General features: G+C 72.0%; 20 protein-coding genes. 11 read left to right on the top strand and 9 right to left on the bottom strand.

The annotated features are described in order from the left end of the window. Positions 1 to 102: 102 nt before the first annotated feature. The gene (locus GA0074696_RS28125; protein ID WP_088963875.1) at positions 103 to 615 is read right to left on the bottom strand and encodes an Lrp/AsnC family transcriptional regulator; all 513 of its coding nucleotides are present in this window, start codon (positions 613 to 615) and stop codon (positions 103 to 105) included. A gap of 209 nt (positions 616 to 824) precedes the next feature. Between GA0074696_RS28125 and GA0074696_RS28120 the strand changes: the two genes are divergently transcribed. From GA0074696_RS28120 to speB, 7 genes are read left to right on the top strand one after another with little or no spacing between them, the layout of a single operon-like run. Further along, a complete protein-coding gene (locus tag GA0074696_RS28120; RefSeq protein ID WP_088963874.1) occupies positions 825 to 2,009 on the top strand; it encodes an ABC transporter substrate-binding protein in 1,185 nt (394 codons plus the stop codon). 5 nt (positions 2,010 to 2,014) lie between these two features. Further along, positions 2,015 to 3,166: an ABC transporter ATP-binding protein gene (locus GA0074696_RS28115; protein ID WP_088963873.1), complete on the top strand. Its 1,152-nt coding sequence runs from the start codon at positions 2,015 to 2,017 to the stop codon at positions 3,164 to 3,166. Continuing rightward, positions 3,163 to 4,077 (top strand): ABC transporter permease, encoded by a 915-nt coding sequence (locus tag GA0074696_RS28110; protein ID WP_088963872.1) that lies wholly within the window; start codon positions 3,163 to 3,165, stop codon positions 4,075 to 4,077. The genes GA0074696_RS28115 and GA0074696_RS28110 overlap by 4 nt, the downstream gene beginning before the upstream one ends. Positions 4,078 to 4,135: 58 nt before the next feature. Beyond that, positions 4,136 to 4,978 carry an ABC transporter permease gene (locus tag GA0074696_RS28105; RefSeq protein WP_172894488.1) on the top strand — a complete coding sequence of 281 codons (843 nt, stop codon included), beginning with the start codon at positions 4,136 to 4,138 and terminating at the stop codon, positions 4,976 to 4,978. Then, a complete protein-coding gene (locus GA0074696_RS28100) occupies positions 4,975 to 6,396 on the top strand; it encodes an NAD(P)/FAD-dependent oxidoreductase (RefSeq protein WP_088963870.1) in 1,422 nt (473 codons plus the stop codon). Before GA0074696_RS28105 ends, GA0074696_RS28100 begins: the two co-directional genes overlap by 4 nt. Then, positions 6,396 to 7,598 carry a saccharopine dehydrogenase family protein gene (locus GA0074696_RS28095; protein ID WP_088963869.1) on the top strand — a complete coding sequence of 401 codons (1,203 nt, stop codon included), beginning with the start codon at positions 6,396 to 6,398 and terminating at the stop codon, positions 7,596 to 7,598. The genes GA0074696_RS28100 and GA0074696_RS28095 overlap by 1 nt, the downstream gene beginning before the upstream one ends. Continuing rightward, the gene (gene speB / locus GA0074696_RS28090; protein ID WP_088963868.1) at positions 7,595 to 8,608 is read left to right on the top strand and encodes an agmatinase; all 1,014 of its coding nucleotides are present in this window, start codon (positions 7,595 to 7,597) and stop codon (positions 8,606 to 8,608) included. The genes GA0074696_RS28095 and speB overlap by 4 nt, the downstream gene beginning before the upstream one ends. Positions 8,609 to 8,761: 153 nt before the next feature. Here the strand turns inward: speB and GA0074696_RS28085 are convergent, their stop codons facing one another. From GA0074696_RS28085 to GA0074696_RS28075, 3 genes are read right to left on the bottom strand one after another with little or no spacing between them, the layout of a single operon-like run. Next, entirely contained in the window at positions 8,762 to 9,109 is a 348-nt protein-coding gene (locus GA0074696_RS28085) for a DUF779 domain-containing protein (RefSeq protein ID WP_088963867.1), read from the bottom strand. Next, positions 9,109 to 10,614: an aldehyde dehydrogenase gene (gene adh, locus GA0074696_RS28080; protein ID WP_088963866.1), complete on the bottom strand. Its 1,506-nt coding sequence runs from the start codon at positions 10,612 to 10,614 to the stop codon at positions 9,109 to 9,111. Before adh ends, GA0074696_RS28085 begins: the two co-directional genes overlap by 1 nt. A gap of 38 nt (positions 10,615 to 10,652) precedes the next feature. Beyond that, positions 10,653 to 11,939, bottom strand: a complete 1,287-nt coding sequence (locus tag GA0074696_RS28075) for a GAF domain-containing protein (protein WP_088963865.1) — start codon at positions 11,937 to 11,939, stop codon at positions 10,653 to 10,655. A 140-nt stretch (positions 11,940 to 12,079) separates the two neighbouring features. On the opposite strand from GA0074696_RS28075, the gene GA0074696_RS28070 reads away from it, so the two are divergent. The 3 genes from GA0074696_RS28070 to GA0074696_RS28060 all read left to right on the top strand — a co-directional run bounded on the left by GA0074696_RS28070 (position 12,080) and on the right by GA0074696_RS28060 (position 14,111). Further along, the gene (locus tag GA0074696_RS28070; RefSeq protein ID WP_172894486.1) at positions 12,080 to 12,298 is read left to right on the top strand and encodes a hypothetical protein; all 219 of its coding nucleotides are present in this window, start codon (positions 12,080 to 12,082) and stop codon (positions 12,296 to 12,298) included. A 124-nt stretch (positions 12,299 to 12,422) separates the two neighbouring features. After that, complete coding sequence (locus GA0074696_RS28065) at positions 12,423 to 13,292, top strand: SCO6745 family protein (RefSeq protein WP_197700789.1); 870 nt, start codon at positions 12,423 to 12,425, stop codon at positions 13,290 to 13,292. 138 nt (positions 13,293 to 13,430) lie between these two features. Continuing rightward, on the top strand, positions 13,431 to 14,111 hold the full coding sequence (locus tag GA0074696_RS28060; protein WP_231925180.1) for a septal ring lytic transglycosylase RlpA family protein: 681 nt from the start codon (positions 13,431 to 13,433) through the stop codon (positions 14,109 to 14,111). A 104-nt stretch (positions 14,112 to 14,215) separates the two neighbouring features. Here the strand turns inward: GA0074696_RS28060 and GA0074696_RS28055 are convergent, their stop codons facing one another. The 5 genes from GA0074696_RS28055 to GA0074696_RS28035 all read right to left on the bottom strand — a co-directional run bounded on the left by GA0074696_RS28055 (position 14,216) and on the right by GA0074696_RS28035 (position 19,420). Further along, positions 14,216 to 15,205 (bottom strand): ABC-2 transporter permease, encoded by a 990-nt coding sequence (locus tag GA0074696_RS28055; RefSeq protein ID WP_088964857.1) that lies wholly within the window; start codon positions 15,203 to 15,205, stop codon positions 14,216 to 14,218. Further along, a complete protein-coding gene (locus GA0074696_RS28050) occupies positions 15,202 to 16,092 on the bottom strand; it encodes an ABC transporter ATP-binding protein (protein ID WP_088963862.1) in 891 nt (296 codons plus the stop codon). Before GA0074696_RS28050 ends, GA0074696_RS28055 begins: the two co-directional genes overlap by 4 nt. Before the next feature lie 20 nt (positions 16,093 to 16,112). Then, entirely contained in the window at positions 16,113 to 16,520 is a 408-nt protein-coding gene (locus GA0074696_RS28045) for a GntR family transcriptional regulator (protein WP_088963861.1), read from the bottom strand. A gap of 129 nt (positions 16,521 to 16,649) precedes the next feature. Then, positions 16,650 to 17,921, bottom strand: a complete 1,272-nt coding sequence (gabT, locus tag GA0074696_RS28040; protein ID WP_088963860.1) for a 4-aminobutyrate--2-oxoglutarate transaminase — start codon at positions 17,919 to 17,921, stop codon at positions 16,650 to 16,652. A gap of 62 nt (positions 17,922 to 17,983) precedes the next feature. After that, positions 17,984 to 19,420: a gamma-aminobutyraldehyde dehydrogenase gene (locus tag GA0074696_RS28035; RefSeq protein ID WP_088963859.1), complete on the bottom strand. Its 1,437-nt coding sequence runs from the start codon at positions 19,418 to 19,420 to the stop codon at positions 17,984 to 17,986. Positions 19,421 to 19,560: 140 nt separating this feature from the next. On the opposite strand from GA0074696_RS28035, the gene GA0074696_RS28030 reads away from it, so the two are divergent. Continuing rightward, positions 19,561 to 21,000: an aldehyde dehydrogenase family protein gene (locus GA0074696_RS28030; RefSeq protein ID WP_088964856.1), complete on the top strand. Its 1,440-nt coding sequence runs from the start codon at positions 19,561 to 19,563 to the stop codon at positions 20,998 to 21,000. Positions 21,001 to 21,120: the final 120 nt, after the last annotated feature.

Raw genomic sequence — 21,120 nt, 5'->3', positions numbered from 1 at the left:
CAAGTGGGATCGGCAGTCAATCGTGTCCAGAGCAACGAATTCTGCGATCGACTACGGCTGGCGCTACGGAATCCGCACGAGCCGGCGAACGCGGGGCGGTGCTCAGGCCGTACCCCAGGTGTAGGTCTGCTTGCGCAGCTTGAGGTAGACGAACGCCTCGGTCGCCAGCACCCCGGGGACGGCGCGCAGCTTCTGCAGGATCTCCAGCAGGTGGGCGTCGTTGCGGCAGACCACCTCGGCGAGCAGGTCGAACGAGCCGGCGGTGATCACCACGTAGTCGATCTCCTCGAACTCGGCGAGCCGGTCGGCCACCGCCTCCAGGTCGCCGTCGGTCCGCAGGCCGATCATGGCCTGGCGGGGGAAGCCGAGCTGGAGCGGGTCGGTGACGGCGACGATCTGCATCACCCCGGCGTCGAGCAGCCGCTGCACCCGCTGCCGCACCGCCGCCTCGGAGAGCCCGACCGCCTTGCCGATGGTCGCGTACGGCCGGCGGCCGTCCTCCTGGAGCTGCTCGATGATCTGCTTCGCCACGTCGTCGAGCAGAACGTGGCTGGCGCCCTCACGGACGGTCACCCGCCGCCCGCCGTTGCCGTTCTCCTGCTGCCGGTTCGTCATCGACCACTCCCCATATCCGTTCCCCCGGGTGAGCCTAGTGCCATCGGCAGTGTGGCGTATTTCGTCGTGCATGGCTAATCCCGCAACGGAATCCCTTGTGGGGGCGGTCACCTCATGTCAGGATCAGTCGTCCCAGGCACCTGACCCCTCCCGCCGGCGCCGTCACCCCCGTCCCCGTCGCCGACGGACGACCCCCTAGGAGTCGTCACATGCGAACTCCCCTGAAGCCCTTCACCCGGCGTGGACTACTCACCGGCACCCTCTCCTCGGCCGCCCTGCTCGCCGCGGGCGGCGTGCTCGCCGGCTGCGGCACCAAGGCCGCGACCCAGACCGAGGAGGGCTGCAAGAGCGAGGACCTCTCCGCGACGGAGAAGAAGCTCGCCTTCGCCAACTGGCCGCAGTACATGGATGTGGACGAGAAGGACGAGTCGAAGCGGCCCAGCCTCGACGCGTTCGTCCAGAAGACCGGCATCCAGGTCACCTACACCGAGGACATCAACGACAACAACGAGTTCTTCGGCAAGGTGCAGAACCAGCTCGCGAGCTGCCAGAGCACCGACCGGGACATCATCGTCCTCACCGACTGGATGGCCGCCCGGATGATCCGGCTCGGCTGGATCCAGAAGCTCGACCCGGCGAAGCTGCCGAACGTGGCGGCCAACCTGCTGCCGTCGCTGCTCAACCGGTCCTTCGACCCGGACAACCAGATCGCCATCCCGTGGCAGTCCGGCCTGGCCGGCCTGGCCTACAACGGCAACGTCACCAAGGAGCTCCGCACCGTCGACGAGCTGCTGACCCGCCCCGACCTGAAGGGCAAGGTGACCGCGCTGTCCGAGATGCGCGACACCATGGGCCTGCTGCTCCAGTCCAACGGGCACGACCCGGCCAACTTCACCGGGGCCCAGTTCGACGACGCGCTCAACAAGCTCAAGAAGGCCGTCGACTCCGGGCAGATCCGCAAGTTCACCGGCAACGACTACGCCCCGGACCTCGCCAAGGGCGACATCGCTGCCTGCATCGGCTGGTCCGGCGACGTCATCCAGCTCACCGGCGAGGACGAGAAGATCCAGTTCGTCTCGCCCGACTCCGGCGTGATGCTGTTCAGCGACAACATGATGGTGCCGAACAAGGCCACCCACAAGGCCAACGCCGAAGCGATGATCAACTACTACTACGACCCGGCCGTCGCCGCGCAGCTCGCCGCGTACGTCAACTACATCTGCCCGGTCAAGGGCGCGCAGGCCGAGATGGAGAAGATCGATCCGGAGCTGGCGGCCAACCCGCTGATCTTCCCGGACGAGGCCCTGCTGTCGAAGTCCAAGGTGTTCATGGCCCTGGACGAGAAGCAGGAGAAGGAGTACGAAACGAAGTTCCAGCAGGTCATCGGGGCGTGAGGACGATGGGACACGAGTCACCGGCCGGCGACCTGAGGCTGGCCAACCTCACCAAGCGGTTCGGCGTCTTCACCGCGGTGGACGACCTCAGCCTGACCATCCCGCAGGGCTCGTTCTTCGCCCTGCTCGGGGCGTCCGGCTGCGGCAAGACCACCACCCTGCGGATGATCGCCGGACTGGAGGAACCGACCAGCGGGCAGGTGCTGCTCGGGGACCGGGACATCGCCCGGTTGCGGCCGTACAAGCGGCCGGTGAACACCGTGTTCCAGAGCTACGCGCTCTTCCCGCACCTGAACATCTTCGAGAACGTGGCGTTCGGGCTGCGCCGGCGCGGCATCCGCTCGGTCGATGACGAGGTCATGCGGATGCTGTCGCTGGTGCAGCTCGACGACTACGGCAACCGACGCCCCGCGCAGCTCTCCGGCGGGCAGCAGCAGCGGGTCGCCCTGGCCCGCGCGCTGATCAACCGCCCGCAGGTGCTGCTGCTCGACGAGCCGCTGGGCGCGCTCGACCTGAAGCTGCGGCGGCAGATGCAGATCGAGCTGAAGCGGATCCAGACCGAGGTCGGGATCACCTTCGTGCACGTCACCCACGACCAGGAGGAGGCCATGACCATGGCCGACACGGTCGCGGTGATGAACGCCGGCCGGATCGAGCAGCTCGGCGCACCGGCCGACATCTACGAGTTCCCGGCCACCGCGTTCGTGGCGAACTTCCTCGGCCAGTCCAACCTGCTGGCGGCCGAGGCCGCGGGCACCGCCGGCACCGAGGTGCCGGTCACCGCCCACGGCGCCCGCTTCTCGGTGCCCGCCGACCGCGCCCGCTCCGACCGGGGCGCGGTCTACCTGGGGGTACGCCCGGAGAAGCTGCATCTGGTCGGCTCCGCCGACCAGGTGCCCGGCGGACACCAGCACATCGAGGGTGTGGTCACCGACGCCTCCTACGTGGGCGTCAGCACCCAGTACCTGGTCCGCACCGGCTGGGGGAGCGAGATCTCCGCGTTCGCGGCGAACAGCGGGGCCGGCGGCCAGTTGCCGGTCGGCACCCGGGTGGTGGCGCACTGGCACCCCCGGCACGCCTTCCTGCTGCCCCGCGAGCCGGGCCAGGACGACAGCACCGCCCCGCTGCTCGACGAGCCGGTGGGTGCGGCCTCATGACCGCGTTGGCCCACGTACCGACCCCGTCGGGGCAGGCGGCCGCCGCGCCGCCACCGCCCCGGCGGGGGCGGCACCGGCTGCTGCCCTACCTGCTGCTGCTGCCCGGCGCGGCCTGGCTGTTCGTCTTCTTCGGCCTGCCGCTGCTGCAACTGGCCGCGGCCAGCCTCTACGACCCCAGCGGCTCGCTCTCCACCGGGTACGCGCTGACCTGGGCGTTCGGCAACTACCCGGACGCGCTGCAGGCGTACTGGCCGCAGTTCGCCCGCTCCTTCGGCTACGCCGGGATCGCGCTGGTGCTGGCCCTGCTGATGGGCTACCCGCTGGCGTACGCGATCGCGCAGAAGGCCGGCCGGTGGAAGAACCTGCTGCTGGTCTGCGTGGTCGCCCCGATGTTCACCAGCTTCCTGGTGCGCACCCTGGCCTGGAAGACCATCCTGTCGGACAACGGCGCGCTGGTGGGCCTGCTGCGCGACCTGCACCTGCTCGCGCCCGACGGCCGGCTGCTCGCCACCCCGGTCGCGGTGATCCTCGGCCTGACCTACAACTTCCTGCCGTTCCTGGTGCTGCCGTTGTATGCCAGCCTGGAGCGGCTGGACTACCGGCTGCTGGAGGCGGCGAACGACCTGTACGCCAGCCCGGTGCAGGCGTTCCGCCGGGTCACCCTGCCGCTGTCGATGCCCGGCCTGATCGCCGGCACGCTGCTCTTCTTCATCCCGGCCACCGGCGACTACATCAACGCCGAACTGCTCGGCACCCCGAACGAATACATGATCGGCAACGTCATCGACTCGGCGTTCCTGGTCCGGCTGGACTACCCGCAGGGCGCGGCGCTGTCGTTCCTGCTGATGGCGGCGATCCTCGCGGTGGTCTTCGTCTACCTGCGCCGCGCCGGCACCGAGGAGGTGCTCTGATGAGCGCGAGGAGTGCAGCGGAGCGGAGCCCCGCAGTCGCGAATGGAGGTGGGCTCTGATGAGGCTGTCCCGTTGGCTGGCCGACCGCTGGGTGATGGGCGTGGCCCTGCTGGTGCTCGGCTACCTCTCCCTGCCGATCCTGGTGGTCGCCGGCCTCTCCTTCAACCGCCCGTCCAGCCGGCTGTCGTACGACTTCCACGAGTTCACCCTGGACAACTGGCGGCAGCCCTGCGCGACCGCCGAGATGTGCGACGCGGTGGTCCGCAGCGTGCAGATCGGCTTCATCGCCACGGTGGTGGCCACCGTGCTCGGCACGCTGATGGCGTTCGCGCTGGTCCGGCACCGGTTCCGCGGCCGGACCGGGCTGAACGTGCTGATCTTCCTGCCGATGGCCAGCCCGGAGCTGGTGATGGGCACCTCGCTGCTCGCCCTCTTCGTCTCCGCCGGCGTGCCGCAGGGCTTCTGGACCATCGTCATCGCGCACGTCATGTTCTGCGTGTCGTTCGTGGTGGTGACGGTCAAGGCGCGGCTGGCCGGGATGGACCGGCGGCTGGAGGAGGCCGCGATGGACCTCTACGCCAGCGAGTGGCAGACGTTCCGGCGGATCACCCTGCCGCTGGTGCTGCCCGGCATCGTGGCCGCCGCGCTGCTCGCCTTCTCGCTCAGCTTCGACGACTTCATCATCACGAACTTCAACGCCGGCACCACGGTCACCTTCCCGATGTACGTCTGGGGCGCCGCCCAGCGGGGCATCCCGCCGCAGGTCAACGTGATCGGCACGGCGATGTTCGTGATCGCGCTGCTGCTGGTCGGGGCCAGCTCGCTGCGCGGACGCCGGGCCCGGCGCAGTCACCTCGCGGCCGCCCCGGCGGCCGGCCGGCGGGCGAAGAGCCCGTCATGATCCTCCCGCATACCGGCCGGGCGCTCGCCGAGGCGGCGCCCGTGCCCTACTGGCTCGACCGCCCGGAACGCCCCGACCCGCTGCCGCCGCTGCACGGTACGCACACCGCCGACCTGCTGGTCGTCGGCGGCGGCTACAGCGGCCTGTGGGCGGCGCTGCTCGCCAAGCGGGACGATCCCGCGCGGGACGTGCTGCTGGTCGAGGCGGGCACCTGCGGCTGGGCGGCGTCCGGGCGCAACGGCGGGTTCTGTGCCGCCTCGCTGACCCACGGGCTGGCCAACGGCGTGGACCGCTTCCCCGGCGAGATCGACGAGCTGGAGCGGCTCGGCCGGGAGAACCTGGCCGCGATCGCGGCGACCGTCGAGGCGTACGGGATCGACTGCGAGTTCGAGCGCACCGGCGAGCTGGCGGTGGCGGTCGAGCCGTACCAGCTCGCCGGGCTGGCCGAGGAGGCCGAGCTGGCCCGCCGGTACGGCCACGACGTGCGGCTGCTCGACCGCGACGAGGTGCGCGCGGAGGTGAACTCGCCGACGTACCTCGGTGGGCTGTGGGACGCCGACCGGGTGGCCATGCTGGACCCGGCGAAGCTGGCCTGGGGCCTGCGCCGGGCCTGCCTCGACGAGGGGGTGCGGATCCACGAGCACACCCGGGTGACCGGCCTGCGCCGCGACGGTGCGGCGCTGCGGGCGGCGACCGCCGGCGGGCCGGACGCGGCGCCGGGGGCGGTACGGGCCCGGCAGATGGTGCTCGCCACCAACGCCTTCCCGCCGCTGCTGCGCCGGCTGCGCGCCTGGCTCGTGCCGGTCTACGACTACGCCCTGATGACCGAGCCGCTGACCCCGGCGCAGCGGGACGCGATCGGCTGGCGCAACCGGCAGGGCCTGGCGGACACCGCCAACCAGTTCCACTACTACCGGATCACCGGCGATCAGCGGATCCTCTTCGGCGGCTACGACGCGGTCTACCACTACGGCAACCGGGTCGCCCCGGAGCTGGAGCAGCGACCGGCCACCTTCACCGCCCTCGCCGACCACTTCTTCACCACCTTCCCCCAGCTGGAGGGGGTGCGCTTCAGCCACCGCTGGGGCGGGGTGATCGACACCTGCACCCGGTTCTGCCCGTTCTTCGGCACCGCCTACGACGGCCGGCTGGCGTACGCGGCCGGCTACACCGGGCTCGGCGTCGGCGCGACCCGGTTCGGCGCGCGGGTGATGCTCGACCTGCTGAGCGGCGAGGAAACCCCGCTGACCCGGCTCGACCTGGTCCGCAGCACGCCGCTGCCGTTCCCGCCGGAGCCCGTCCGGGCCGCCGGCATCAACCTCACCCGCTGGTCGCTCGCCCGCGCGGACGCGCGCGAGGGTCGGCGCAACGTCTGGCTCCGTACTCTCGATCGTCTTGGTTTGGGGTTTGATTCCTGATGCGCATCCTGCTCGTCGGCGCCGGTGGCGTCGGCTCCGCCGCTGTCGCCATCGCCGCCCGCCGTTCCTTCTTCGAGACCGTGGTCGTCGCCGACTACGACCTCGGCCGCGCCGAGCGTGCGGTGGCCGGGCACGGTGACCGGTTCGTCGCCGCCAAGGTGGACGCCTCCTCGGCCGACGCGGTCGCGGCGCTCTGCCGGGAGCACCGGATCACCCACGTGCTCAACGCGGTCGACCCGCGCTTCGTCATGCCGATCTTCGACGGCGCCTTCGCCGCCGGGGCCGACTACCTCGACATGGCCATGTCGCTGTCCCACCCGCACCCGTCCCGCCCCTACGCCGAGACCGGGGTGAAGCTCGGCGACGACCAGTTCGCGGTCGCCGACCGGTGGGCGGCGGCCGGCCGGCTGGCGCTCTGCGGCATCGGCATCGAGCCCGGCCTGTCGGACGTCTTCGCCCGCTACGCCGCCGACGAGCTGTTCGACGAGATCGACGAGATCGGCGTCCGCGACGGCGCGAACCTCACCGTCGACGGCTACGACTTCGCGCCGTCGTTCTCGATCTGGACCACCATCGAGGAGTGCCTGAACCCGCCGGTGATCTGGGAGGCCGACCGGGGCTGGTACACCACCGAGCCGTTCAGCGAGCCGGAGGTCTTCGACTTCCCGGAGGGGATCGGCCCGGTCGAGTGCGTCAACGTCGAGCACGAGGAGGTGCTGCTCATCCCGCGCTGGGTGAAGGCGAAGCGGGTGACCTTCAAGTACGGCCTGGGCGACGAGTTCATCGAGGTGCTGAAGGCCCTGCACAAGGTCGGCCTCGACTCGACCGTTCCGGTCTCCGTCCGGGGCGTCGAGGTGTCGCCCCGGGACGTGGTGGCCGCCAGCCTGCCCGACCCGGCCACCCTGGGCGACCGGATGCGCGGCAAGACCTGCGCCGGCACCTGGGTCACCGGCACCGGCAAGGACGGGCGGTCGCGCGAGGTCTACCTCTACCACGTGGTCGACAACGAGTGGTCCATGCGGGAGTACGGCCACCAGGCCGTCGTCTGGCAGACCGCGGTGAACCCGGTGGTGGCCCTGGAACTGCTCGCCACCGGCGCGTGGTCGGGGACCGGGGTGATCGGCCCGGAGGCGCTGCCGCCCCGCCCCTTCCTCGACCTGCTCACCGGGTACGGCTCGCCGTGGGGGATCCAGGAGCGATGAACCGCTACGGCCCGATGTACGGCCCCGACATCACCTTCCTCGGGGTGGACCGCTGCACCCTGGACGACACCGCGTCGTACGCGGACGCCGACGTCGTCATCGTCGGTGCCCCCTTCGACGGCGGCACCTCGCACCGGCCCGGCACCCGCTTCGGCCCGTCCGCCATCCGGCAGGCCTGCTACCTGCCGCACGACGGCTCCCGCCCGTCCCTGGCGATGCGCGTCGACGGGCTGCGCGACCTGCGGGTCTACGACGCGGGCGACGTGGAGATGTTCGCCGGCGACATCGAGCGGTCGCTGGCGTCGCTGGAGGCCGCCGTGTACGCCGTCGCCGCCGCCGGCGCGATCCCGATCGTCCTCGGCGGGGACCACTCCATCGCCCTGCCCGACGCCACCGGGGTCGCCCGGCAGCACGGGCTGGGCCGGGTGTCGCTGGTGCACTTCGACGCGCACGCCGACACCGGACACATCGAGTTCGGTTCGCTGCACGGGCACGGCCAGCCGATGCGCCGGCTCATCGAGTCCGGCGCGGTACGCGGCGACCGGTTCCTCCAGATCGGCCTGCGCGGCTACTGGCCCGACCCGCCCACCCTGGCGTGGATGGCGGCCCAGCGGATGCGCTCCTACGAGATGACCGAGCTGGTGTCGCGCGGGCTCGACACCTGCCTGTCGGAGGCCTTCACGATCGCGACCGACGAGTGCGAGGGGGTGTTCCTCTCCGTCGACGTGGACGTGGTCGACCCGGGCATGGCACCGGGCACCGGCACCCCCGAGCCGGGCGGCCTGACCTCCCGGCAGCTGCTCGACGCGGTCCGCCGGGTCTGCTACGAGCTGCCCGTGGTCGGGGTGGACGTGGTCGAGGTCGCCCCGCCGTACGACCACGCCGACATCACCGCGTACCTGGGCAACCGGGTGGTCCTGGAGGCGCTGTCGGCCATCGCCCGGCGGCGCCGGGACGCGGCCGGCGGGCCGCCGTGGGATCCGCGACAGCCGCTGCTGGACGGCCGCTGACCGGCCCTCCCCGCCGGTGCGGGACAGCGGATCTCCCGGCGACAACGACCACCCGGTCCGCTCGGGGCGGACACACGTGCGGCGGTGATACCTCTGAGGCATCAAGATGCCTCAGAGGTATCACGCTCGCACCGACACCTGCCTCCGGCGTCGTCAGTCGGCCAGCCGGGAGCGGATGAGGAACCGGACCCCGTCGGGCGCCTCCAGCGAGAACCCGCTGCCCCGCCCCGGCACCACGTCGACCGTCAACCTCGTGTGCTTCCACAACTCCCACTGCGCCGACGACATCCAGAACTCGACCGGCTCGGGCACCCCGTCGACGGCGAGCGACGCCAGCAGGACGTCCGACGATCCGGTGCGGAACTCGCCGGCCGGGTAGCACATCGGGGCGCTGCCGTCGCAGCAGCCGCCGGACTGGTGGAACATCAGCGGACCGTGCCGCCCCCGCAGCGACCGGAGCACCTCGGCCGCCGACGGGGTCACCGTCACGGGGTCGGCCATCAGAAGAAGCCGAGCTTCTTGGTGGAGTAGCTGACCAGCAGGTTCTTGGTCTGCTGGTAGTGCTCCAGCATCATCTTGTGGTTCTCCCGCCCGATGCCGGACTGCTTGTACCCGCCGAACGCGGCGTGCGCCGGGTACGCGTGGTAGCAGTTCGTCCAGACCCGCCCGGCCTGGATCGACCGCCCGGCCCGGTACGCGGTGTTCATGTCCCGGGTCCAGACGCCCGCGCCCAGCCCGTACAGGGTGTCGTTGGCGATCTTCACGGCGTCGTCCAGGTCGGCGAAGGAGGTCACCGAGACCACCGGGCCGAAGATCTCCTCCTGGAAGATCCGCATCGAGTTGTCGCCCTCGAAGATGGTTGGCTCGACGTAGTATCCGCCCGACAACTCGCCGCCCAGCTCCGCCCGGGCCCCGCCGGTGAGCACCTTCGCGCCCTCCTGGCGACCGATGTCCAGGTAGGACAGGATCTTCTCCAGTTGGTCGTTGGAGGCCTGCGCGCCGACCATCGTGTCGGTGTCCAGCGGGTGGCCCTGCACGATCCGGCCGGTCCGCTCCACCGCCGCGGCGAGAAAGTCGGAGTAGTGGCCCTGCTGGATCAGCGCCCGGGACGGGCAGGTGCAGACTTCGCCCTGGTTGAGAGCGAACATGGTGAAGCCTTCGAGTGCCTTGTCGTGGAAGTCGTCGTGGGCGGCGCTGACGTCGTCGAAGAAGATGTTCGGGCTCTTGCCGCCCAGCTCCAGGGTGACGGGTTTGATGTTCTCACTGGCGTACTGCATGATCAGCCGCCCGGTGGTGGTCTCGCCGGTGAACGCCACCTTCGCCACCCGGGGCGAGGACGCCAGCGGCTTGCCCGCCTCGACGCCGAAGCCGTTGACGACATTGAGCACGCCCGGCGGGAGCAGGTCGGCGACGAGCGACAGCAGGTGGTGGATCGACGCCGGGGTCTGCTCGGCGGGCTTGAGCACCACCGCGTTGCCGGCGGCCAGCGCCGGGGCGAGCTTCCAGACCGCCATCAGGATCGGGAAGTTCCACGGGATGATCTGCCCGACCACGCCGAGCGGCTCGTGGAAGTGGTACGCCACGGTGTCGTCGTCGATCTCGCCGAGGGTGCCCTCCTGGGCCCGAATCGCCCCGGCGAAGTACCGGAAGTGGTCGATCGCCAGCGGGATGTCGGCGGCCAGCGTCTCGCGTACCGGTTTGCCGTTCTCCCAGGTCTCGGCGATGGCGAGGGATTCCAGGTTCTCCTGCATCCGGTCGGCGATCTTGTTGAGGATCAGCGACCGCTCGGCGACCGAGGTGCGCCCCCAGGCGTCGGCGGCGCCGTGCGCGGCGTCGAGTGCCTTCTCGACGTCCTCGGCGGTGCCCCGGGCCACCTCGCAGAAGGTCTGGCCGGTCACCGGGGTGGGGTTCTCGAAGTACTGCCCACCGTGCGGCTTGACGTACTCGCCGCCGATGAAGTGGTCGTAGCGGGACTGCCAGTGGGTGGGGGCGTCGTAGCGCGTCATGGGTACCTCCGCCGTCCGTCAGGGGTGATGGCGGGACGCTAGTTTCCGCGACGTTGCAGCAACGTTGCGCGCTCCAGGTCGTACTCGGCGCAGAGCTGGCCGATGCGGGCCAGGGCGAGCGGCCGGCGCGGCGCGCCCGGCGGCAACGCCCGCGCCAGGGCCTGCCAGGCGGTGAGGTCGTCGGCGCCGGCGGGCGTCGCGGTCCAGGCCGCGAGCAGCGCCGGGTCGCCGGCGGCCAGCACGGCGGCGCGCAGCTGCCCGTCGACCAGCCGGCGCAGCCGGGCCACTCCAGGCGCGTCGGAGGCGGGCAGCAACGGCCCCGGGTACGCCCGGAGCGCGCCCGCCGCGTCGCCGCGTTCCAGCAGCTCGCCGACGGTACGGAAGTCGGCGCGCACGGTGCCGCGCAGCCGGTACGGGCGGGAGTCGAGCAGTTCGGGGCCGAGCGCGCGGCGCAGCCGGGACAGCTCGGCGCGCAGGGTGACCGGGTGCAGCCGGTCGTCGCCGTAGAGGTCGAGGCCGAGCTGTTCGCCGGTGCGCCCCTCGGGGTGGTCGAGGAGCAGCACCAGCAGTTCGCTGTGCCGGCGGCCGAGCCGGATCCGCCGCCCGCCGACGCGCAGCTCGGCCTCGTCCCGGCCGAGGGCGGCCACCGAGATGACGTCGGGTTCGGCCGGCGCGGCGCTGGCCAGGAACGCCTCGGCGGCCCGCGCGGTGGCCCGGACCAGGGCGAGGCTCTGCGGGGTGGCCAGGTGGTCGCCGCCGGTGATGTCGATGGCGCCGAGCAGCCGGCCGGTGGGGTCGTGGATGGGTGCCGCAGCGCAGGTCCAGCGCTGCACCGGGCGGACGAAGTGTTCGGTGGCGAAGATCTGCACGCTGTGGTCGACGGCGAGGGCGGTGCCGGGGGCGTTGGTGCCCGCGTGGGCCTCGTCCCAGCGGGCGCCGGGGACGAAGTTCATCCGTTCGGCGTGCCGGAGCACCCCCGGATGCCCCTCCACCCAGAGCAGCCGCCCGCCCGCGTCGCAGACCGCCATCAGGTGCGCGCCGTCGTCGGCGATGCCGCCGAGCAGGTCGCGGAAGAGCGGCAGCACCCGGGCGAGGGGGTGGCCGGCGCGGTAGCTCTCCAGCGCGTCGTCGGTGAGGTCGACCGGGGCGGTGGCCTCCGGGTCGAGCAGGGCGCCGACCGACCGCCGCCAGGACTCGGCGACCACGTCGCGGACCCGGGGCGGCAGGTCACCGGCGGTGAGGAACGCTTCGTGGGCGGCACCGACCTGCGCGATCCGCTCGGCCGGATCGGCACCGAATTCCAGGGCGAGCCACGGGTCGGCCATCGGCGACCTCCTCGCGCCCATCGTGACGCAGCCCACCCCTGATCGCCAATACCCGGTTGCCGCGCCGATCGACGCCGCTCATCCTGGTGCCTCGGTCGTCGCCGGCAGGGCGCGGCGTCGGGAGTGGAGAAGGGGCGGTCGTGATGGTCGGGACGAGGGAACGGATGCTGGTGCAGCTCCAGCTGGTCAGCGGCGACCGCCACCTGGTGGCCTGGGTGCGCGACGACCGCCGGGTACGCGTCGGCGTGGAGCTGTCGTTGCGCGACCACGCCGAGCCGGACCGGTTCTGGCGGGTGGTCGCCAAGGGTGAGCCGCGTCCGGCCGGCGAGATCCACCGCGGCTGGCACAACGACATCTGACCTTCCGCGTGGTCCCGGGTTCTCCCGGGCCCCCGCCTTTGCTCGAAACTTGTCATTGACAAGTTGGTCGACCCGACGCAAACTTGACGACGACAAGATGAGCGGTCCGGTCGGGGAGGTCGGGATGGAACCCATGATGGTGCGGCGGTTGTGGCAGCTGGTCGAGCCCGTGCACGCGCTGGTCTACTACGCGCCGGAGCTGACCGAGGAGGCCGCGGCGCTCGGCCTGGCAACCGACGAGCGGTGGCCCGGCTACTTCGCCCTGCGCTCCGCCCCGCTGGGCGCCGCCGGCCCCGAACTGGTGACGGCCACCTACTACAGCTTCAGCCCCCGGATGGTCGCCGAGTACGTCCCGGCGATCTGGTCGGTCGCCGACCCGGCCAAGGTGCTCGACGCGCGCCTGTCCGGCGTGGACCGCGCGCTGCGTGCCCTGCTCGGCGACCGGGTCGACTCACCCGAGCTGGCCGAGGCGGCCGCACTGGCCCGGCGGGCCGCCGAGGCCGCCGACCTGGCCGGGCGTCCGCTGGCCGCCGCGAACGCCGACCTGCCCTGGCCGGACGCCCCGCACCTGGCGCTCTGGCAGGCCGCCACCGTCCTGCGCGAGCACCGCGGCGACGGGCACGTGGCCGCGCTGCTCACCGCCGGCCTCGACCCGACCGAGGCGCTGGTCTCCTTCGCCGCCGTGGGCGCCGCGCCGGTCGAGGTCTTCGCCAGTCGCCGCTGGTCGGCCCAGGAGTGGGCCGCCGCCCGGGACCGGCTCGCCGGCCGCGGCCTGGTGGACGCCGACGGCGTGGCCACCGACGCCGGGCGCCGGCTGCGCGACGAGGTGGAGCGGCGTACGGACGAGCTGGCCGCCGCCCCGTGGCGGGCCCTCGGCCCGGCCGTCGGGCGGCTCGCCCAACTCCTCGCGCCGGTCACCGGGGCGGTGGTCGCCAGCGGGATGCTCCCGGCGCGGAGCACGCTCGGAATCCGCCGGGACGCGCCCGCTTCGTGACCATCGGTGTCGGCGCCGGTGTCACCGCGTCACCAAATCGCCGTTCCGGAAACTCTCCTGCCAGACCCGCTGAACCGCGCAGCGCTCCCATGCCGTACCAGGCGGCGTACGGAGATCACCGGACGACGGGAGACAAAGGTGCAGCGCAAGCATGTGTTGGCGGCAGGGGTGGCGGTGGTCGCCGCGGCGGTGGTGGCGGTCGGGACCGGGTTCGGCTTCGCCGACACCACCCCCGCCCGGCAGAGCGCCTGCCAGGGCTCGGTGACGTTCTCGGCCGAGGGCGGAGCGCCCGCCGCGACCAGCGACCGGTTCCCGGTGGGCACTCGGCTGCGGGTGACCAACCTGGACAACAACCGGGCGGCGACCGTGACGGTGACCGGCCCGTCCGGGAGCTGCGTGCTGCTCAACGCCGCCGCCATGGAGCTGGTCCGGGAACCGGGCAAGAACGTGATTCGGCGCAACCTGGTGGAGCGTCTGGACGGTGCCGCCGCGCAGCCCGGGGGAGCGGCCCAGCCGGGCGGTCAGACCCGGCCGGGCAGCGCGCAGCCGCCGGCGCAGCCGGGTGGCGCGCCCGCGGCGAGTGTCTGCGCCGGTGCGATCACCTTCTCCGCCGAGGCCGGGGCGCCCGCCGCGACCAGCGGCCAGTTCCCGGTCGGGACCCGGCTGCGGGTGACCAACCTGGACAACAGCAAGGTGGTGACGGTGACGGTGACCGGCCCGTCGGGCAGTTGCGTGCTGCTCAACGCCGCCGCGATGGAGGCGATCCGGGAGCCCGGCAAGAACCTGGTCCGCCGCAACACGGTCGAACTGCTCCGCTGACCCGCCGGCCCGCTGGTGCGAAGCGGGCCGGATGAGTGGAACACCATGGGTGTCACGCGGAGGGTGTGACACCCATGGTGTTCCACCGGGGGCCCGGGCGGCGATCAGGCGATGCGGCGGACGCGGCGGACGGCCAGGTAGAGCAGGAGTGCGGCGAGGGCGACGAAGATGCCGGTCTCGATGCCCTGGAACAGCCAGAACCTGTCCGCCGGCTGGTAGAGCTGCCAGTTGTACGCGCCCGGCTGGAGGCCCAGCTCGGCACCGCAGGCTCGACCCTCCGGCCCCTTACCGCCGGGCGGGCACATGATCCGGGTGTCCTCGGCCATCATCGTCCCGTCGGGGTTGCGGATGCCCTGGCTGAGGATCCAGTCGCCGCGGCTCATGGCGGCCTCCGTGACCCCCTCGATCGGGAAGGTGAGGGTGCGGGCGGGCTGGTAGTGCGGGCGGGCCAGGACCGCCACCGCCGCCCGTACGCCGATGAACCCGGCCAGCGTGATGCCCATGGCGGGCAGCATCCGTTTCCACACGGTGCCGGCGAAGATGCCCAGCGCCACGGCGAAGAGGGTGTATCCGATCGGGACGACGCCCTGCAGGTCGAAGACGATCATGCCTAGCCGGCCCTCGTACGCGACCTGGGTGAGCGGTTCGACCCACCACGACATGCCCAGCCCGTAGCAGACCGCGAGGACCATCACGGCCCCGCCGACCAGCCCGAACTTCACCAACGCCCACCGGGTCCGGCCGACGCCCTGGGTCCAGACGAACCGGTGCGTGCCGTGCTCCACCTCGCGGGCGACCAGCGGGGCGCCCCAGAACAGGCCGACCAGCACCGGCAGGGTGAGCAGCAGCACGGCCACCAGGTTCAGGCTGCCGTACCGGTTGGTGAAGCGGCGGAAGCCCGCGTCGCAGGTCTCCCGGGTCGCCGCCGCCACGTCGGTGCCGGCGAGCTGGCGTACGCAGTCCGCCAGCCCGAGGTCGGCGAAGGTGTGCCGCATCGACAGGCCGATCGGCACCATCAGGGCGGCGAGCGCCGCGAACCCCAGCAGGGTGAAGAACGCCTGCTTGCGGTGTTGCCGCCAGGTCAGCCAGATCATGCCGGCACCCCCCACTCGCTGTGACTGGTCTGCGCGGCGCCGTCGGCAAGGTAGGCCAGGACGACGTCCTCCAGGCCGACCTCGCGTGCCGTCCAGGCGGGATCGGTGACCGGACCGTCGGTGCGGACCAGCAGCGTGGACTGCCGGTCGGTGTGACTGGCCCGGACCACCTCGGCGACGCCGCCGATCGGGCCGTCGTCGTGCCGTGGGCCGACCAGCTGCCGGTGCCCGGCCACCAGGTCGTCGACCGAGCCGGCGAGCTGCACCTGGGCGGCGTTGAGCACGATCAGGTAGTCGCAGACCCGTTCCAGGTCGGCCAGCAGGTGCGAGGAGAGCAGCACGGTGGTGCCGGCGTCCGCGACGCTGCCCATCAGCGACTGGAGGAACTCCCGGCGGGCCAGCGGGTCGAGGCTGGCCACCGGCTCGTCGAGCAGCAGCAGCCGGGGTTGCTTGGCCAGCGCCAGGGCGAGTGCCACCTGGGCTCGTTGCCCGCCGGAGAGTTTGCCGACCGGTCGGTCCGGCGGTATGCCGAGCTGGGCCAGCCGCTTCCGGGCGAGCTCGGCGTCCCACCGCCGGTTCAGTTTGCCGCCCGCGGTGACCAGTTCGGCGGCGGTGAAGTCCCGGTACAGCGGGGTGTCCTGTGCGACGAACCCGATGTCGGCCAGGCCCTCCGTGTCGCCGTACGGCGACCTGCCGAACACCCGTACCGCGCCCGCGTCGGGCTTGAGCAGCCCGACGGCCAGGTGCAGCAGCGTGCTCTTGCCCGCACCGTTCGGCCCGACCAGTGCGGCGATCCGGCCGGCCGGCAGGTGCAGCGAGCAGTCCCGCAACGCCCAGGTTCTGCCGTACCGCTTGCCCAGCCGGTCGGCTTCCAAGACCACGTCCATCCTCTGTCCTCTCATTCCGCTCACGCGGGCTCCTTCTGCGGGGCATCGTCGGCGAGGGTGGCTCGTAGCGTGGTCTCCACCAGGGCGACGACGTCCTCGGCCGTGAGGCCGGCGGCCTGCGCCCGGTGCAGCCATGCGACCAGGTCTTCGCGTAGCTCGGCCTGATTGGGCAGGGAGGCGCCGGCGAGGGTGCGTCGGACGAAGGTGCCCACCCCGGGGCGCCCCTCGACCAGTCCCTCGATCTCCAGCTCTCGGTACGCCTTGAGCACGGTGTTCGGGTTGATCGCCAGCGACTGCGCGACGTCGCGGACCTTCGGCAGTTGGTCGCCGGGTGTCAGCAGCCCGACCCGCAGAGCCTGTCTGACCTGCTGAACCAGCTGCATGTACGTGTTCACCTTGGACCGGCCGTCCAGCACGAACTCGATCACCCAAGCAACCCTTCCATTGTCCTACGACAGTAGGACTATAGGACAGGATTGGGCGTCCGGTGGACCCGTGACACGAAAAAGCGCCACGGGTGTCGTCGACACCCGTGGCGCTCTTTGCCAGACGGTGGCTCAGCCGAAGGCGGCGTCCAGGATGTCCAGACCCCGGGCCAACTCGTCGTCGGAGATGACCAGCGGCGGGAGGAAGCGCAGCACGTTGCCGTAGGTGCCGCAGGTCAGGGTGAGCAGGCCGGCGGCGTGGCAGGCCGCCGAGATCGCCGCCGCGGCGGCCGGGTCCGGGACGAGGGTGCCGGGCTGCACCAGCTCCACCGCGAGCATCGCGCCCCGGCCGCGTACCTCGGCGATGCGCGGGTCACGCTCGGCGATGGTGCGCAGCCGCGCGGCCATCACCGTCTCGATCCGCTGCGCCGCGCAGGTCAGGTCCAGCTCCCGCATGGTCTCGATGCTGGCCAGCGCTGCCGCGCAGGCGATCGGGTTGCCGCCGTAGGTGCCGCCGAGGCCACCGACGTGCACCGCGTCCATCAGCTCCGCCCGGCCGGTCACCGCCGCCAGCGGCAGCCCGCCGGCGATGCCCTTGGCCAGGGTGATCAGATCCGGCACGACCTCCTCGTGCTCGCAGGCGAACCACTGCCCGGTCCGGCAGAACCCGGTCTGGATCTCGTCGGCGACGAAGACCACCCCGGCCGCCGTCGCCCACTCGCGCAGCGCCGGCAGGAACCCCGCCGCGGGTACGACGAAGCCGCCCTCGCCCTGGATCGGCTCGATCAGCAGCGCGGCGACGTTCTCCGCGCCGACCTGCTTCTCCACCATCTCGATGGCCCGGGCCGCCGCCTCGGCCCCGGAGAGGCCCCCGTCGCGCAGCGGGTACGACATCGGCACCCGGTAGATCTCCCCGGCGAACGGCCCGAACCGGTGCTTGTACGGCATGTTCTTCGCGGTCAGCGCCATGGTCAGGTTGGTCCGACCGTGGTACGCGTGGTCGAAGACCACCACCGCCGGTCGCCCGGTGGCGTGCCGGGCGATCTTCACGGCGTTCTCCACCGCCTCGGCGCCGGAGTTGAACAGCGCCGAGCGCTTCTCGAAGTCCCCCGGGGTGATCGCGTTGAGCTGCTCGCAGACCGCCACGTACGACTCGTACGGCGCGACCATGAAGCAGGTGTGGGTGAAGCGTTCGACCTGCGCCTTCACCGCCTCGACCACCCGGGGCGCGGAGTTGCCCACGTTGGCGACCGCGATGCCCGCCGCGAAGTCGATCCACTGCCGGCCCTCGACGTCGGTGATGGTGCCGCCGCCAGCATGGTCCACGTAGGACGAGATGGTGCTGCCGACGCCGCGGGCCACCGCCGCGCCGCGCCGCTTGTGCAGTTCCTCTGACGACGTCACTGGGCCGCCTTTCGTTCGCGACTGCGGGGCTCGCAAACCCGACTCACTCTCGCGCTCACTGGTCAGCCCTCGATGTTGTGCATGACGTGCTTGATCCGGGTGTAGTCCTCCAGGCTGTAGACCGAGAGGTCCTTGCCGTGCCCGGAATGCTTGAAGCCGCCGTGCGGCATTTCGGAGACGAACGGGATGTGGGTGTTCACCCAGACGCAGCCGAAGTCGAGCCGGCGGGTCATCCGCATCGCCCGGCCGTGGTCCCTCGTCCAGACCGAGGCGGACAGGCCGTAGTCGACGCCGTTGGCCCAGCGCACCGCCTCGTCCTCGTCGGAGAAGCGCTGCACGGTGATGACCGGGCCGAACACCTCGTCCTGGATGATCTCGTCGGCCTGCCGTACCCCGGAGACGACGGTCGGGGCGTAGAAGTAGCCGCGCTCGCCGAGCCGGGAGCCACCCGTCTCCACGCTGGCGTGGTCCGGCAGCCGCTCGACGAAGCCGCTGACCCGGGCCAGCTGGTTGGCGTTGTTCAGCGGGCCGTAGAGCACGTCCTCGTCGTCCGGCGCGCCGGTCTTCGTGTTGCGGGCCTGCTCGGCGAGCGCCGCGACGAAGTCGTCGTACACGCGAGGGCCGGCCAGCACCCGGGTGGCGGCGGTGCAGTCCTGGCCGGCGTTGAAGTAGCCGCCGACCGCGATCGCCTCGGCCGCCGCCGCGACGTCCGCGTCGTCGAAGAGCACCACCGGGGCCTTGCCGCCCAGCTCCAGGTGGGTCCGCTTGAGGTCCGGCGCGGCCGCGGAGGCGACCTCCATGCCCGCGCGGGTCGAGCCGGTGATCGACACCAGCTGCGGGGTCGGGTGCGAGACGAGGGTACGACCGGTGTCGCGGTCGCCGCAGACCACGTTGAACACGCCCGGCGGGAAGAACTCCGAGGCGATCTCGGCCAGCAGCAGCGTCGACACCGGGGTGGTGTCGGACGGCTTGAGCACCACCGTGTTGCCGGCGGCGAGCGCCGGGGCGATCTTCCAGACCGCCATCATCAGCGGGTAGTTCCAGGGCGTCACCTGGGCGCAGACGCCGATCGGCTCGCGCCGCACGTACGAGGTGTGCCCGGCCATGTACTCGCCGGCCGAGCGGCCTTCGAGCAGGCGGGCGGCACCGGCGAAGAAACGGAACTGGTCGACCGCCGGCGGCAGTTCCTCGTCGGCGGTGAGCTGGCGCGGCTTGCCGGTGTTGCGCACCTCCGCGTCGACCAGCTCGGCGGCGCGGGCCTCGACGGCGTCGGCGAGCTTGAGCATCGCCTTCTGCCGCTCGCCGGGGGTGGTGTCCCGCCAGGTCTCGAAGGCGGTGGCGGCGGCCTTCATCGCCGCGTCCACGTCCGCCGCACCGGAGACGGGGGCCTGGGCGAAGACCTCACCGGTGCACGGGTCGATCAGGTCGGCGTACCCGCCGTCCGCCGGTTCGACGTACTGGCCGTTGACGAAGTTGCGCAGCTGCTGCTGGTCGCTCATGGGGATGTCTCCGAGGGGTGGCCGGGAGTCTGGTCGCGGAGGTATTCGGAATCTCGCTGCCATCTTCGCTACTGAATTCGCGGCAGACAAGGCCTGTGGCGACTGTTTCCGTGCGGGCGGTCGTCGTCTACGCTGCCGACGTGGAGCCGAGAGCCTTCTATGTCGCCGGTCGCCCCGTCCACGGCGAGGGCGAGCTGACCGTCACCCACCCGTACGACGGCCGGACGGTGGGGCGTACCACGCTCGCCACGGCCGACCAGGTCGAGGCCGCCGTCGCGGCGGCGGCCGGCGTGGCGGCGCAGGCCGCGGCCCTGCCCGCGCACGTGCGGGCGGCGGCCCTGGACCACGTCTCCCGGCGGCTGGCGGAGCGGGCCGAGGAGGTCGCGGCGCTGATCACCGCCGAGAACGGCAAGCCGGTCAAGTGGGCGCGGGCCGAGGTGGGGCGCGCGGTGTCGACGTTCCGCTGGGCGGCGGAGGAGGCGCGGCGCTTCTCCGGCGAGTTGCAGCGCCTGGACACCGACCCGGCGGCGACCGGGCGGATCGCCCTGGTGCGCCGGGTGCCCCGTGGCCCCGTGCTGGGGATCGCGCCGTTCAACTTCCCGCTGAACCTGGTGGCGCACAAGGTCGCCCCGGCGATCGCGGTGGGCGCGCCGATCATCGTGAAGCCGGCCCCGGCGACGCCGCTGTCGGCGCTGCTGCTCGGGGAGATCCTGGCCGAGACCGAGCTGCCCGAGGGCATGTTCTCGGTGCTGCCGCTGCCCAACGAGCGGGCCGCCGAGCTGGTCGCCGACCCGCGCCTGCCGGTGGTGTCGTTCACCGGCTCCGGCCCGGTGGGCGCGGCGATCCGCCGGTCCGCGCCGGAGAAGCACGTGACGTTGGAGCTGGGCGGCAACGCGGCGGCGGTGATCTGCGAGGACTGGGCCGCCGACGAGGACCTGACCTTCGCCGCGCACCGGATCGCGATGTTCTCCAACTACCAGGCCGGGCAGTCGTGCATCGCCGTGCAGCGGGTCTTCGTGCACGAGTGGCTGTACGACGGCTTCCTGCCCCGGCTGGTCGCGTCGGTGCAGGAACTGCGGGTGGGCGACCCTGCCTCCGGGTTGACCGACGTCGGGCCGCTGGTCTCGGTGGAGGCGGCGCAGCGGGTGGAGGCGTGGGTGGACGAGGCGGTCATGGCCGGGGCCACCATCGAGGTGGGCGGCCGGCGCGACGGCGCCACCTACCCGCCGACCGTGCTCTCCGGCGTGCCCGCCGACGCGAAGGTCTGCACCGAGGAGGTCTTCGGGCCGGTCCTGGTGGTCGCGCGGGCCACCGACGACCGCGCCGCGTTCGCCGCTGTCAACGACTCGGCGTACGGGTTGCAGGCGGGGGTGTTCACCCACCGCCTGGACGTGGCGTTCGAGGCCGCGCGGGTGCTGGAGGTCGGCGGGGTGATCGTCGGGGACGTGCCGTCTTATCGCGCAGACCAGATGCCGTACGGGGGCGTCAAGGGGAGTGGCGTGGGGCGTGAGGGGCTGCGCAGCGCGATGGAGGACTACACCGAGCCGCGGGTGATGGTGCTGACCGGCGTGGCGCTCTAGCCGGTGTCAGCCGGCTTGGCGCGGTGCCGGCCGGGCGTGTCGGTGCCGGAAGCGGTCACCTCGTTGAGCGGTATGCCTGTCAGGCATATTTATGCCTCTCAGGTATATCGCTCAGCCGGC

This window comes from Micromonospora purpureochromogenes (assembly GCF_900091515.1).
Classification (GTDB): Bacteria; Actinomycetota; Actinomycetes; order Mycobacteriales; family Micromonosporaceae; genus Micromonospora; species Micromonospora purpureochromogenes.
The sequence above is the reverse complement of the archived record's forward strand: the minus strand, read 5'-3'. Positions and strand labels throughout refer to the sequence as shown.

What these genes read in the sequence shown, in the direction of transcription:
- GA0074696_RS28100 (WP_088963870.1), top strand. Translation starts at nt 4,975, where the DNA reads ATGATCCTCCCGCATACCGGCCGGGCGCTCGCCGAGGCGGCGCCCGTG.
- GA0074696_RS28050 (WP_088963862.1), bottom strand. Translation starts at nt 16,092, where the DNA reads ATGGACGTGGTCTTGGAAGCCGACCGGCTGGGCAAGCGGTACGGCAGA.
- GA0074696_RS28105 (WP_172894488.1), top strand. Translation starts at nt 4,136, where the DNA reads ATGAGGCTGTCCCGTTGGCTGGCCGACCGCTGGGTGATGGGCGTGGCC.
- GA0074696_RS28110 (WP_088963872.1), top strand. Translation starts at nt 3,163, where the DNA reads ATGACCGCGTTGGCCCACGTACCGACCCCGTCGGGGCAGGCGGCCGCC.
- GA0074696_RS28065 (WP_197700789.1), top strand. Translation starts at nt 12,423, where the DNA reads ATGGAACCCATGATGGTGCGGCGGTTGTGGCAGCTGGTCGAGCCCGTG.
- speB (WP_088963868.1), top strand. Translation starts at nt 7,595, where the DNA reads ATGAACCGCTACGGCCCGATGTACGGCCCCGACATCACCTTCCTCGGG.
- GA0074696_RS28085 (WP_088963867.1), bottom strand. Translation starts at nt 9,109, where the DNA reads ATGGCCGACCCCGTGACGGTGACCCCGTCGGCGGCCGAGGTGCTCCGG.
- GA0074696_RS28125 (WP_088963875.1), bottom strand. Translation starts at nt 615, where the DNA reads ATGACGAACCGGCAGCAGGAGAACGGCAACGGCGGGCGGCGGGTGACC.
- GA0074696_RS28075 (WP_088963865.1), bottom strand. Translation starts at nt 11,939, where the DNA reads ATGGCCGACCCGTGGCTCGCCCTGGAATTCGGTGCCGATCCGGCCGAG.
- GA0074696_RS28035 (WP_088963859.1), bottom strand. Translation starts at nt 19,420, where the DNA reads ATGAGCGACCAGCAGCAGCTGCGCAACTTCGTCAACGGCCAGTACGTC.
- GA0074696_RS28115 (WP_088963873.1), top strand. Translation starts at nt 2,015, where the DNA reads ATGGGACACGAGTCACCGGCCGGCGACCTGAGGCTGGCCAACCTCACC.
- GA0074696_RS28120 (WP_088963874.1), top strand. Translation starts at nt 825, where the DNA reads ATGCGAACTCCCCTGAAGCCCTTCACCCGGCGTGGACTACTCACCGGC.
- GA0074696_RS28095 (WP_088963869.1), top strand. Translation starts at nt 6,396, where the DNA reads ATGCGCATCCTGCTCGTCGGCGCCGGTGGCGTCGGCTCCGCCGCTGTC.
- GA0074696_RS28055 (WP_088964857.1), bottom strand. Translation starts at nt 15,205, where the DNA reads ATGATCTGGCTGACCTGGCGGCAACACCGCAAGCAGGCGTTCTTCACC.
- adh (WP_088963866.1), bottom strand. Translation starts at nt 10,614, where the DNA reads ATGACGCGCTACGACGCCCCCACCCACTGGCAGTCCCGCTACGACCAC.